At 58.3% G+C, this 13,246-nt stretch carries 10 protein-coding genes; all 10 read right to left on the bottom strand.

Going from position 1 to position 13,246, the window contains the following annotated elements:
* Positions 1–37: 37 nt before the first annotated feature.
* Positions 38–985 (bottom strand): acetyl-CoA carboxylase carboxyltransferase subunit alpha, encoded by a 948-nt coding sequence (locus tag CKW14_RS26845; RefSeq protein WP_038357918.1) that lies wholly within the window; start codon positions 983–985, stop codon positions 38–40.
* A gap of 139 nt (positions 986–1,124) precedes the next feature.
* Positions 1,125–4,646 (bottom strand): DNA polymerase III subunit alpha, encoded by a 3,522-nt coding sequence (gene dnaE / locus CKW14_RS26840; RefSeq protein WP_038357916.1) that lies wholly within the window; start codon positions 4,644–4,646, stop codon positions 1,125–1,127.
* A gap of 76 nt (positions 4,647–4,722) precedes the next feature.
* Positions 4,723–5,349: a ribonuclease HII gene (rnhB, locus tag CKW14_RS26835; protein WP_093436573.1), complete on the bottom strand. Its 627-nt coding sequence runs from the start codon at positions 5,347–5,349 to the stop codon at positions 4,723–4,725.
* Between the two features lie 11 nt (positions 5,350–5,360).
* Entirely contained in the window at positions 5,361–6,491 is a 1,131-nt protein-coding gene (lpxB, locus tag CKW14_RS26830; RefSeq protein ID WP_095050404.1) for a lipid-A-disaccharide synthase, read from the bottom strand.
* Positions 6,492–6,493: 2 nt separating this feature from the next.
* Positions 6,494–7,270 carry an acyl-ACP--UDP-N-acetylglucosamine O-acyltransferase gene (lpxA, locus tag CKW14_RS26825; protein WP_038357910.1) on the bottom strand — a complete coding sequence of 259 codons (777 nt, stop codon included), beginning with the start codon at positions 7,268–7,270 and terminating at the stop codon, positions 6,494–6,496.
* Positions 7,267–7,707, bottom strand: coding sequence for a 3-hydroxyacyl-ACP dehydratase FabZ (gene fabZ, locus CKW14_RS26820; RefSeq protein ID WP_003222142.1), 441 nt, complete (start codon positions 7,705–7,707; stop codon positions 7,267–7,269). The genes lpxA and fabZ overlap by 4 nt, the downstream gene beginning before the upstream one ends.
* A gap of 106 nt (positions 7,708–7,813) precedes the next feature.
* Positions 7,814–8,869, bottom strand: coding sequence for a UDP-3-O-(3-hydroxymyristoyl)glucosamine N-acyltransferase (lpxD, locus tag CKW14_RS26815; protein WP_095050403.1), 1,056 nt, complete (start codon positions 8,867–8,869; stop codon positions 7,814–7,816).
* A gap of 3 nt (positions 8,870–8,872) precedes the next feature.
* Positions 8,873–9,376: an OmpH family outer membrane protein gene (locus CKW14_RS26810; RefSeq protein ID WP_007908849.1), complete on the bottom strand. Its 504-nt coding sequence runs from the start codon at positions 9,374–9,376 to the stop codon at positions 8,873–8,875.
* Between the two features lie 45 nt (positions 9,377–9,421).
* The gene (bamA, locus tag CKW14_RS26805) at positions 9,422–11,797 is read right to left on the bottom strand and encodes an outer membrane protein assembly factor BamA (RefSeq protein ID WP_095050402.1); all 2,376 of its coding nucleotides are present in this window, start codon (positions 11,795–11,797) and stop codon (positions 9,422–9,424) included.
* Between the two features lie 74 nt (positions 11,798–11,871).
* Positions 11,872–13,224, bottom strand: a complete 1,353-nt coding sequence (gene rseP / locus CKW14_RS26800; protein ID WP_095050401.1) for a sigma E protease regulator RseP — start codon at positions 13,222–13,224, stop codon at positions 11,872–11,874.
* Positions 13,225–13,246: the final 22 nt, after the last annotated feature.

The following is a 13,246-nucleotide window of genomic DNA, read 5'->3' as shown; positions in this document are numbered from 1 at the left end:
CGAGCAGGCTCACTCCTACAGGGGTATTGCGCTCGACTTAGAGACCGTAGCTCATCAGTCGATCATAACGGCGCTTCAGCAACGCTTCGTTATCGAACTTCTTCAGCATCGCCAGTTGCGAGCTCAGCTCGGCACGGATCGATGCAGCCGCAGCCGCCGGATCACGGTGCGCGCCGCCCAGAGGCTCGCCAATCACCTTGTCGACAATGCCCAGGCCTTTCAGACGCTCGGCGGTGATGCCCATTGCTTCAGCAGCATCCGGCGCTTTTTCGGCGGTTTTCCACAGAATCGAAGCGCAACCTTCCGGCGAGATTACCGCGTAGGTCGAGTACTGCAGCATGTTTAGCTGGTCGCAGACGCCAATGGCCAGTGCACCACCGGAACCACCCTCACCGATAACGGTGGCGATGATCGGGGTCTTCAGGCGCGACATCACGCGCAGGTTCCAGGCGATCGCTTCGCTCTGGTTACGCTCTTCAGCGTCGATGCCAGGATAGGCACCCGGGGTGTCGATGAAGGTCAGGATCGGCATTTTAAAACGCTCGGCCATCTCCATCAGACGGCAAGCCTTGCGGTAGCCTTCCGGACGCGGCATGCCGAAGTTACGGCGTACCTTCTCACGGACTTCACGACCCTTCTGGTGACCGATGATCATCACCGGCTGGTCTTCCAGACGGGCGATACCGCCAACGATGGCCGCGTCGTCAGAGAAGTGACGGTCACCGTGCAGTTCGTCGAACTCGGTGAAGATATGCTCGATGTAGTCGAGGGTGTACGGGCGTTTCGGGTGACGCGCCAGGCGTGCGATCTGCCAGCTGGTCAGCTTGCCGAAGATGTCTTCGGTCAGCGTTTTGCTCTTGTCCTGCAGGCGGGAGATCTCATCGCCGATATTCAGCGAATTGTCATTACCGACCAAGCGCAACTCTTCGATCTTGGCTTGCAGGTCGGCGATCGGCTGTTCGAAATCTAGAAAATTCGGGTTCATAGGCGTCCGTCTTGGGTCGTGTCCCAAATGAGCTTGGGCCGGCCGGTTGTCTATTCGCGCCCTACCTTAAGGGAGAGGCGCGCTGAGGTCGAGATTAAAAATTCAGGTTGCGGGCAAGCGCCATGATGGCACTTGCCGGTCAACGGTATTGGAGGAAGACGTTGTCTCGCCCGAACTGGTCACGCAGGGCTTGAATCAACGCATCCGCCGGATCGATCCGCCAGGTCTCGCCGAACTGCAGCAAGGTCTTCGCATCCGGGCTCGTGTACTCCATGGTGATCGGGCACGCGCCGCGATGACGCTTGAGCAAATCCCCCAACCAGCGTAGCTGATCGCCTTTCAGATCCTGGGTTTGCAGCTTCAGGCGCAGGCTTTCGGCCAGATTGGTGCGCGCGTCTTCCATGCTCATCACACGTTTGACCCGCAGGCGCAGGCCACCGGAGAAGTCATCGTTGCTGACTTCGCCTTCGACCACCACCATCGCGTCGGTCTGCAACAACGACTGCGCAGAATGGAACGCATCGGCAAACAGCGACGCCTCAATCCGCCCCGAACGGTCGTCGAGGGTGATGAAACCCATCTTGTCGCCCTTCTTGTTCTTCATCACCCGCAGGGCAATGATCATCCCCGCCACGGTTTGCGTATCGCGCGCCGGCTTCAGGTCGATGATGCGCTGACGGGCGAAACGGCGGATCTCGCCTTCGTATTCGTCGATCGGGTGACCGGTCAGGTACAGGCCCAAGGTGTCTTTCTCACCTTTGAGGCGCTCCTTGAGAGTCAGCTCCTTGGCCTTGCGGTGCGACGCATAAACGTCGGCGTCTTCCTCGACAAACAGCCCGCCAAACAGGTCGGCGTGACCAGAGTCGTGGGTACGCGCGGTCTGCTCGGCCGCCTTGATCGCCTCTTCCATCGCTGCCAGCAGCACGGCGCGGTTGCGGTCGATGTTGGCCTGATAAGCCTTCTGTTCGTCATGGAAGTACGGCCCCAGACGATCCAGCGCACCGCTGCGGATCAAGCCGTCGAGGGTACGTTTGTTGATGCGCTTGAGGTCGACCCGCGCGCAGAAATCGAACAGATCCTTGAACGGACCTTCCTGACGCGCCTCGGTGATCGCCTCAACCGGGCCTTCACCAACACCTTTGATCGCGCCCAGGCCGTAAACGATGCGGCCGTCGTCGTTCACCGTGAACTTGAACTCCGAAGTGTTCACGTCCGGCGCATCGAGGCGCAGCTTCATCGTGCGCACTTCCTCGATCAAGGTCACGACCTTGTCGGTGTTGTGCATGTCCGCAGAAAGTACCGCTGCCATGAACGGCGCCGGGTAGTGAGCTTTCAGCCACGCAGTCTGGTACGAGACCAGGCCGTAGGCGGCGGAGTGGGATTTGTTGAAGCCGTAACCGGCGAATTTTTCTACCAGGTCGAAAATGTTACCGGCAAGGTCGGCGTCGATGTTGTTGGTCGCGCAACCTTCAATGAAACCGCCGCGCTGCTTGGCCATTTCTTCGGGTTTTTTCTTACCCATCGCCCGACGGAGCATGTCCGCACCGCCAAGGGTGTAACCGGCCATGACCTGAGCAATCTGCATCACCTGTTCCTGATACAGGATGATGCCGTAAGTCGGTGCCAGAACCGGTTTCAAACCTTCGTACTGGTAATCCGAGTGCGGATACGCCAGTTCGGCGCGGCCGTGCTTACGGTTGATGAAGTCGTCCACCATGCCGGACTGCAGCGGGCCCGGACGGAACAGGGCCACCAGTGCGATCAAGTCTTCCAGGCAGTCGGGCTTGAGCTTTTTGATCAGCTCTTTCATGCCGCGCGATTCAAGCTGGAACACCGCGGTGGTTTCAGCTTTCTGCAACAGCGAGTACGTCGGTTTGTCGTCCAGCGGGATAAACGCGATATCCAGCGGCGGCTCGTTGACCTTGGCGCGATCACGGTTGATGGTTTTCAGCGCCCAGTCGATGATCGTCAGGGTCCGCAGACCGAGGAAGTCGAACTTCACCAGACCGGCCGCTTCAACGTCGTCCTTGTCGAACTGGGTCACCAGACCGTCACCGGCCTCATCGCAATAGATTGGCGAGAAGTCAGTCAGTTTGGTCGGCGCAATAACCACACCACCGGCGTGTTTACCAACGTTACGCACAACGCCTTCGAGCTTGCGCGCCATTTCCCAGATTTCCGCAGCTTCTTCATCAACCTTGATGAAGTCACGGAGGATTTCTTCCTGCTCGTAGGCTTTCTCCAGGGTCATGCCGACTTCGAACGGAATCATCTTCGACAGACGATCCGCCAGGCCGTAGGACTTGCCCTGCACCCGCGCTACGTCACGCACCACCGCTTTTGCGGCCATGGAACCGAAAGTGATGATCTGGCTTACCGCGTTGCGGCCGTACTTCTCGGCCACGTAGTCGATCACCCGGTCGCGACCGTCCATGCAGAAGTCGACGTCGAAGTCGGGCATGGATACCCGTTCCGGGTTAAGGAAACGTTCGAACAGCAGGTCGTATTCCAGCGGATCGAGGTCGGTGATCTTCTGTACATAAGCCACCAACGAACCGGCACCCGACCCACGGCCCGGACCTACCGGCACGCCGTTGTTCTTGGCCCACTGGATAAAGTCCATAACGATGAGGAAGTAACCGGGGAAACCCATCTGGATAATGATATCCAGCTCAAAATTCAGTCGGTCGACGTAGACCTGACGCTTGGCTTCGTAGTCTTCGGTGGTGTCCTTGGGCAGCAGCACCGACAAGCGTTCCTCCAGACCGTCGAAGGAGACTTTGCGGAAATACTCGTCGATGGTCATGCCATCGGGAATCGGGAAGTTGGGCAGGAAGTGAGTGCCCAGTTTCACTTCAATGTTGCAGCGCTTGGCGATCTCGACGGTGTTTTCAATCGCGTCGGGAATATCGCTGAACAGCTCGATCATTTCCTCGGCGCTTTTCAGGTATTGCTGATCGCTGTAATTCTTCGAGCGCCGTGGATCGTCGAGGGCACGGCCCTCACCGATGCACACGCGGGTTTCGTGGGCGGCGAAGTCTTCCTGCTTGATGAAACGCACATCGTTGGTCGCCACCAGCGGCGCGCCGAGCTTGTCGGCGAGGGCGACGGCGCCGTGCAATTGTTCTTCATCGTTGGGACGGTTGGTGCGCTGGATTTCCAGATAGAAACGATCCGGGAATACCGCCATCCATTCGCGCGCCAACGCTTCAGCTTCAGCCGGGTTGCCGCCGATCATGGCCATGCCGATCTCGCCTTCTTTGGCGGCGGACAGCATGATCAGGCCTTCGTTGGCTTCAGCAACCCACTCGCGCTCGACGATGATCATGCCGTTGCGCTGGCCTTCGATGAAGCCGCGCGAGATCAACTCGGTGAGGTTGCGATAGCCCTTGGCGTTCATCACCAACAGGCTGAGCCGGCTCAGCGGTGCGTCCGGGTCCTTGTTCGACAGCCACAGGTCGGCGCCGCAGATCGGCTTGATGCCCGCGCCCATGGTGTTTTTGTAGAATTTGACCAGGGAACACATGTTGTTCTGGTCGGTGACCGCGACCGCCGGCATGTTCATGGCCGTCAGTGCCTTGACCAGCGGCTTGATCCGCACCAGCCCGTCGACCAGGGAGTATTCAGTGTGCAGGCGTAGATGAACGAATGAAGCCGGCATAGTGATCCTGTCCAGTTACATAGAGACAACAAGGCCCGGATTGTACCGGGCCTCGAACAAAACATCAGCCTTGCGACTAAACCTGCGTCAGACCTTCCAGCGCTTCGTAAGCCAGACGCACCGGGGCGAACGAGCGCCGGTGAATCGGCGTCGGGCCAAGACGCGACAAGGCTTCCAGATGAACGGGCGTCGGGTAGCCTTTATGGCCACCGATGCCGTAACCCGGATAGATCAATTCGAAGGCAGCCATTTCGCGGTCGCGGCTGACCTTGGCCAGAATCGACGCAGCAGCAATCGCCGGCACCTTGCCGTCGCCCTGCACCACCGCTTCGGCGCGCATCGGCAGTTGCGGGCAGCGGTTGCCGTCGATCATCGCCAGTTTCGGCTGAATGTGCAGGCCGGCCACCGCGCGCTGCATGGCCAGCATGGTCGCGTGCAAGATGTTCAGCTCGTCGATTTCTTCGACTTCGGCGCGCGCAATACACCAGCTCAAGGACTTTTCGATGATTTCGTCGTAAAGCTTTTCGCGCTTGGCCTCAGTGAGTTTCTTCGAGTCGTTGAGACCGAGGATCGGCCGGTTCGGATCGAGGATCACCGCCGCCGTCACCACCGCACCGCACAACGGGCCACGACCGACTTCATCAACGCCGGCCACCAGCTCTTCAACTTCGGCGACCAGGGTGAAATCCAGGCCCATCTGCATGCTTGTCTTGCTCATCGCGTTTGACCGATCAGGTTAAGGACGGCGTCCGCCGCCTGATTGGAGGCATCCAGCCGTAACGTGCGGTGGATCTCGTCGAAACCACGGGTCTGTTCTTCGCCACCTTCGATCAGTGGCGACAGGGTCTGTGCCAGCGCGTCGACTGTCGCATCATCCTGCAACAATTCCGGGACCAGCAGGCGCTGGGCCAGAAGATTCGGCAAGGACACGTAAGGGCTCTTGACCATGCGTTTGAGAATCCAGAACGTCAACGGCGCCAAATGGTACGCCACCACCATCGGCCGCTTGTACAACAGCGCTTCGAGAGTGGCGGTGCCGGAGGCGATCAACACGGCATTGCACGCTGCCAAGGCCAGATGGGATTTGCCGTCGAGCAAGGTCACCGGCAGATCACGCCCAACGAGCAGTTCTTCAAGTTGCGCACGGCGTTCAGGATTGGCGCACGGGATGACGAAGCGCAAACCCGGGCGCATCGCACGCAGACGTTCGGCGGTGTCGAGGAACAATGCCCCCAGACGGGAGACTTCGCCGCCGCGACTGCCGGGCATCAACGCCACCAGCGGGCCGTCGGGCAGGCCCAGCTCGGCACGCGCCGCAGCGCGATCAGCTTCCAGCGGAATGGTATCGGCGAGGGTGTGACCGACGAACCGAACCGGCACGCCCTTTTCTTCGTAAAATTTTGCTTCGAACGGCAGCAACGTCAACATCAAGTCGCAGCCTTCGCGAATCTTCAGCACACGCTTCTGCCGCCACGCCCACACCGACGGGCTGACGTAATGCACGGTCTTGATCCCGGCCTGACGCAGCTTGAGTTCGATATTGAGGTTGAAGTCCGGCGCGTCGATACCGATGAAGACATCCGGTTTCTCGGCGACCAGCGTGGCGATCAGATCCTTGCGACGCTTGAGCAACTCACGCAAACGGCCGAGAACCTCCACCAGGCCCATGACCGACAAACGTTCCATGGGAAAGTAGGACATCAGACCTTCAGCCTGCATCAACGGGCCACCGACGCCGATGAACTCGACGGCCGGATGCTGAGCCTTGAGCGCGCGCATGAGGCCGGCACCGAGAATGTCACCGGAAGCTTCACCCGCCACCAGCGCAATACGCAGATTGGCCATGATCAGCGCGTGATACCGCGAGTCGACGACTGGATGGAGTCGCGGAATATCGCAACTTCCGGGTATTGCGCAGCAGGTTCAGCCAGTTCGGCCAGCGCCTGCTCAACCGTCAAACCTTGGCGATAGACGGTTTTGTAAGCGCGACGCAGGGTATGAATCGCGTCTTCGCTGAAACCACGACGGCGCATGCCTTCGAAGTTCATGCTGCGCGCTTCTGCGGGATTGCCGAACACGGTGACGAACGCAGGAACGTCCTTGCCGATCGCAGTGCCCATACCGGAAAAGCTGTGAGCGCCGATGTGGCAATACTGGTGAACCAGGGTGAATCCGGAAAGGATCGCCCAGTCATCCACGTGCACATGCCCGGCCAACGCGGTGTTGTTGACCAGAATGCAGTGATTGCCGATGACGCTGTCATGCCCGATGTGGGCATAAGCCATGATCAGGTTGTGATCGCCCAGCGTGGTTTCCGAACGGTCCTGCACGGTGCCACGGTGAATGGTCACGCCTTCACGGATGACATTGTGGTCACCGATCACCAGGCGAGTTTCTTCGCCTTTGTACTTCAGATCGGGCGTGTCTTCGCCTACCGAGGAAAACTGGTAGATGCGATTGTGCTTGCCGATGCGGGTCGGGCCTTTGAGGATTACATGCGGCCCGATCACGGTACCCTCGCCGATTTCCACACCTGCGCCGATGATCGACCACGGGCCGACCTCGACGCCATCAGCCAGAACGGCCGACGGATCGATGATTGCGCGAGGGTCAATCAAACTCATAGCTTGCGTTCCGCGCAGATGATTTCAGCCGAGCAGACCGGCTTGCCATCAACCGAGGCCTGGCATTCGAACTTCCAGATCTGACGCTTGCAGCTGATGAACTTGGCTTCGAGGATCAGTTGATCGCCCGGCAACACAGGCTGGCGGAAGCGCAGCTTGTCGGAACCGACGAAGTAGTAAAGCGTGCCGTCGGCAGGCTTCACATCAAGCATTTTGAAACCGAGGATCCCGGCAGCCTGAGCCATCGCTTCGATGATCAGTACGCCCGGCATGATTGGATGCGCAGGGAAGTGACCATTGAAGAACGGTTCATTGATGCTGACATTCTTGTAGGCGCGAATGCGCTTGCCCTCAGTGTCCAGTTCCACCACCCGGTCCACCAGCAGGAACGGGTAACGGTGAGGCAGGTATTCGCGAATCTCGTTGATGTCCATCATTTCGGGGGGAAGCCTATGTAAAGATTGGGAGCGCGACTGACGCGCACTCCTCTAGCAAATCAAGGAGGCAGTCTAGAGGCTGTGCACACTTGATATGGAAATGGTATCAGCCATCAGATGAAGCATTGCCGTCAGGGGTCACTTCCCCTACGCGCTTTTCCAGCTGTTTCAAACGCCGCGCGATGTCATCGAGCTGACGGATGCGGGCCGCGCTTTTGCGCCATTCGGCCGCCGGTTGCATGGCTGTGCCGGAAGAATAGGCACCCGGCTCGGTAATCGAGTGAGTCACCATGGTCATCCCGGTCAGGAAAACGTTGTCGCAAATATCAATATGGCCGACCAGGCCAACACCGCCGGCCAGCATACAATGCTTGCCGATTTTGGTGCTGCCGGAGATCCCGACGCAGGCCGCCATGGCAGTGTGATCACCGACCTGAACGTTGTGGGCGATCTGGATCTGGTTGTCGAGCTTCACGCCATTGCCAATGACGGTATCGGCCAGCGCGCCGCGATCGATGGCGGTATTCACGCCAATCTCGACATCGTCACCGATGGTCACGCCACCGATCTGGGCAATCTTCTGCCAGATGCCTTTTTCGTTGGCAAAGCCGAAGCCTTCACCACCGAGCACCGCACCGGACTGGATCACAACACGCTTGCCGATGCGCACGTCGTGATACAGCGTCACGCGTGGGGCGAGCCAGCCGCCTTCACCGATTTCGCTGCGGGCACCAACAACGCAATGTGCACCCAGTGTCACCTGCGCGCCAATTCGCGCACCGGCTTCGATCACCACAAAAGGGCCAATGCTGGCGCTTGGATCAACCACCGCGTCCGCCGCAATCACCGCTGACGGATGGATACCCGCAGAGGCTTTTGGCTTGGGATCGAACAGGTGGGAGATACGCGCGTAAGCCAGGTAAGGATCAGGCACCACCAACGCATTACCGGCAAAACCTTCGGCATCGGCCTCTTTGAGCAACAGTGCTGCCGCCTGCGAGCCCGTCAGGTATTTGCGATATTGAGGATTTGCCAGAAAGCTCAACTGAGCTGGGCCAGCCTCTTGCAAAGTGGCTAGCCCAGTAATTTGCTTCTCAGGGTCGCCACGCAGGGTGGCGCCGAGGAACTCGGCCAACTGGCCGAGCTTGATAGTCACGGTCATGGGTTACTTCAGCTGATTCATGCGCTCGATTACCTGGCGCGTGATGTCGTACTGAGGCTTGACATCGATCACTGCGCCACGCTCGAACACCAGGTCAAAACCACCTTTCTTGATGACTTCTTCCACTGCGCTATCCAGTTTCGGCTTCAGTTGCTTGAGCATTTCGCGGTCGGCAACGGCCTTGGCTTCGTTCAGTTCCTTGGACTGGAACTGGAAGTCACGGGCCTTTTGCTTGAATTCCAGCTCCAGACGCTCGCGCTCACCTTGCTGCATTTTGTCACCACCGGCCATCAGACGGTCCTGAATGCCCTTGGCGCTGCTTTCCAGCGTCTTCAGCTTGGTCAGTTGCGGACCGAACTTCTTCTCGGCATCAACGGCGTATTTCTTGGCCGCATCGGATTCGAGCAAGGCCATCTGATAGTTCAGAACAGCGATTTTCATGTCGGCAAATGCCGGGCCTGCCACCATCAAGGAGGCCAGGAGAACCAATTGAGTCAACTTACGCACGATGCACTCCTACAAAATCCATTGTCGTTATCTTGGGTCAGACGCTTAGAACGTCTGGCCGAGGGAGAATTGGAACACTTGAGTTTCAGCCTCATCCGGCTTCTTGATCGGCATGGCCAACGCGAAGCTCAGAGGACCCAGTGCGGTGACCCAGGTCACACCCACACCCACGGAACTGGCCATGTTGCTCAGGCTGATGTCGTTGCACTTGGTGTTCGACGTCGAGCCGTTCGCATTGGTAGTGTCCTTGCACTGCGAGTCAAATACGTTACCCACATCCCAGAATACCGAAGTACGCAGGGAGCGCTGATCTTTTACGAATGGCAGCGGGAACAGAACCTCGACACCACCCTGGATCAGGACGTTACCACCGAACGGCAGCGGATCCTGGTCGGGGTCAGCCAGCGTGCCCGGGTTGGTACCACGGCTCGGCGTACTGCGTGGGCCGAGGGTGCTGTCCTTGAAGCCACGAACCGAGTTGAAACCACCAGCATAGTAGTTTTCATAGAACGGCAAGCCGTCAGTCCCGCCGTAACCGTCGCCATAACCCAATTCGGTGTGCAGACGCAGGGTGTAGTTCTCGCTGATCGGCTGGAACAGCTGACCGCGGTAATCAAGTTTGTAGAACGACAGGTCACTGCCCGGAATGGTGGATTCCAGAGTCAGGCTCTGGGAACGGCCACGGGTCGGCAATACACCTTTGTTCAGGGTGGACTCGGACCAGCCGGCCGACGCCTTGAAGTTCAGGTACTTGTCGCCTTCCTTGTTAACGAAGTCGAAAATCTCGTCAACGGTGTAGGTACCGGTCTTGATCTCGTCCTGTTGAACCGACAGGCCAAAGGTCAGACGCGAAGTTTCGCTGATCGGGTAGCCAACGTTGACGCCGGCACCCAGGCTGTCTACCGCATAGCTAGCTACATCGACGTCGAGGTCTTTGTAGTCAGTGGTGCGATAGAACGCGTTGTAACCCAGGCTCACGCCATCGGCGGTCCAGTACGGGTCAACGTAGCCGAAGTTGTAGCGGCTCTGGTATTCGCTGCGAGTCAGGCCGATGCTGACGCGGTTACCGGTACCGAGGAAGTTGTTCTGGGTGATCGAACCACCGAGGATCAGACCGGCGCTCTGGGCGAAACCGACGCTTGCGGTAATCGAACCGGAAGCCTGCTCTTCAACGCTGTAGTTAACATCTACCTGGTCGTCGACACCCGGAACAGCCGGGGTTTCAACGTTGACCTCTTTAAAGAAGCCCAGACGCTCAAGACGGGTCTTGGACTGGTCGATCAGGTAAGTCGAAGCCCAGCCGCCTTCCATCTGACGCATTTCACGACGCAGCACTTCGTCTTCGGACTTGGTGTTGCCACGGAAGTTGATGCGGTTGACGTAGGCACGCTTGCCCGGATCAACAGCGAACAGGATATCGACGGTGTGATCTTCATCGTGCGGCTGAGGTACGCCGTTGACGTTGGCGAAGGTGTAACCCTCGTTACCCAGACGACGGGTGATCAGCTCGGACGTGGTGGTCATCAGTTTGCGCGAGAACACCTGCCCCTTCTGCACGAGCAGCAGGGACTTGACCTGATCTTCAGGGACTTTCAGATCACCACTGAGCTTGACGTCACGAACGGTGTACTTCTCGCCTTCGGTAACGTTGACAGTGATGTAGACGTGCTTCTTGTCCGGGGTGATCGACACCTGGGTCGAAGCGATATCCATGTTGATATAGCCACGATCCAGGTAGTAGGAACGCAGACGCTCCAGGTCACCGGACAGTTTTTCACGGGCGTACTTATCATCGTTCTTGAAGAACGACAGCCAGTTGGTGGTCTTCAGTTCGAACAGGTCGGTCAGGTCTTCCTCAGGGAAAACCGTGTTGCCCACCACGTTGATGTGCTGAATCGCCGCAACGGTGCCTTCGTTGATCTTTACCTTCAGACCCACGCGGTTACGCGGTTGCGAGACCACTTCGGTATCAACGGTAGCCGAGTAGCGACCTTGCGCGACGTACTGACGCTGCAGTTCGTTACGCACGCCCTCAAGGGTGGCACGCTGGAAGATCTCGCCTTCGGCCAGACCGGACTGTTTGAGACCTTTCATCAAGTCTTCAGTGGAGATCGCCTTGTTGCCTTCGATCTCGATACTGGCGACCGACGGGCGTTCAACGACCGTGATTACCAGAACGTTGCCTTCGCGGCCCAGCTGGATATCTTGAAAGAAACCGGTTTTGAACAACGCACGAGTGGATTCCACCAGGCGACGATCATCCGCCTGCTCACCGACGTTCAACGGCAAGGCACCAAAGACGCTACCCGCGGAGACCCGCTGGAGGCCATTGACGCGAATATCAGAGATAGTGAAGGACTCGGCGTGAACTTCGGCGATCATCAATACGGTGAGAACCGCAGTTAGCAGCAGACGTTTCATGAAGTCCTTTCTTATTCCAACTGGCAATAAACAAACTGCCGCAAAATGCGGCAGATTCGCAATTCAGCGAAGCGTTACAGACGACCCAGATCGTTGACCAGAGCAAGCAACATCACCCCGACCACCAAACTGATACCGATCTGTATCCCCCAACCTTGCACCCGATCCGACAAGGGGCGACCACGCGCCCACTCGATCAGATAAAACAACAAATGCCCCCCATCCAGTACAGGAATGGGCAGCAAATTCAGAACGCCCAGGCTAATACTCAGATAAGCAAGGAAATTCAGGAAATCAGCGACGCCCGACTGGGCAGAAGCGCCCGCCACTTTAGCAATGGTTATCGGTCCACTCAAGTTTTTTACCGAGAGCTCGCCGAACAGCATTTTCTTCAGAGAATCGAGCGTCAGAATGCTCATGGTCCAAGTGCGACGGGCACCCTCACCAATCGCGGCCAACGGACCATAACTGACTTCGCGAATCATCTCCGGTGGCCAGTCGACAGCTTTTACGCCAGCCCCCAGATATCCGCTGGGCGATTTGCTCTCACCGCGCGCCGCAAGGGTCACAGGGACGTCGATTTGAGCATTGTCGCGCTCAATGCGCAGCATGATTTTGGTATCAGGGCGCGTACGTACCGTATCAACCACTTGCTGCCAGTCATTGAGCACCTGACCGTCGAGCGCCAACAGACGATCGCCGGTCTTTAGGCCGGCCGCCTGGGCCGGGCCTTTCGGATCAAGCTCGGCAAGCACCGGCGGCAAGGCCGGGCGCCATGGACGAATCCCCAGAGAGCGAATCGGATCCGGTTCATCTGCGCCTTTGAGCCAGTTATCCAGCTTCAGTTCTCGTGGTGAATCGACAGTCGTGCCCTGTTCGCGCACCAGCAACTGCAGGGAACCGCTTTCACCAAGGCGCCGGACCAATTGCAGATTGACGGCAGCCCAACCGGTAGTCGGCTCACCATCGACAGCAACAATTTCCTGACCAGCGTTCAAACCGGCACTGGCGGCGATACTGCCGGACTCAACTGCACCAATGACCGGGCGAATCTGCTCGCTGCCGAGCATGGCCAATACCCAAAAGAACACCAACGCCAACAGGAAGTTGGCAATGGGCCCGGCGGCAACAATGGCGATACGTTGACGCACGGATTTGCGGTTGAACGACTGGTCAAGCTGATCGACTGGCACTTCGCCTTCGCGCTCATCGAGCATCTTGACGTAGCCACCCAACGGTATCGCCGCGATTACAAATTCGGTGCCTTGCTTGTCATGCCAGCGCAGCAACGGCATGCCGAAGCCTACGGAAAAGCGCAGAACCTTGACGCCACAGCGACGCGCGACCCAGAAATGGCCGAATTCGTGAAAGGTGACCAGCACACCCAAGGCGATCAGGGTGCCGGCAATCATATAGAGCGCGCTCATCTACTTTCTCCGCAATCCTGTT

Origin of the sequence: Pseudomonas sp. Irchel s3a12 (genome assembly GCF_900187485.1) — a bacterium.
GTDB lineage: Bacteria > Pseudomonadota > Gammaproteobacteria > Pseudomonadales > Pseudomonadaceae > Aquipseudomonas > Aquipseudomonas neuropathica.
The sequence above is the reverse complement of the archived record's forward strand: the minus strand, read 5'-3'. Positions and strand labels throughout refer to the sequence as shown.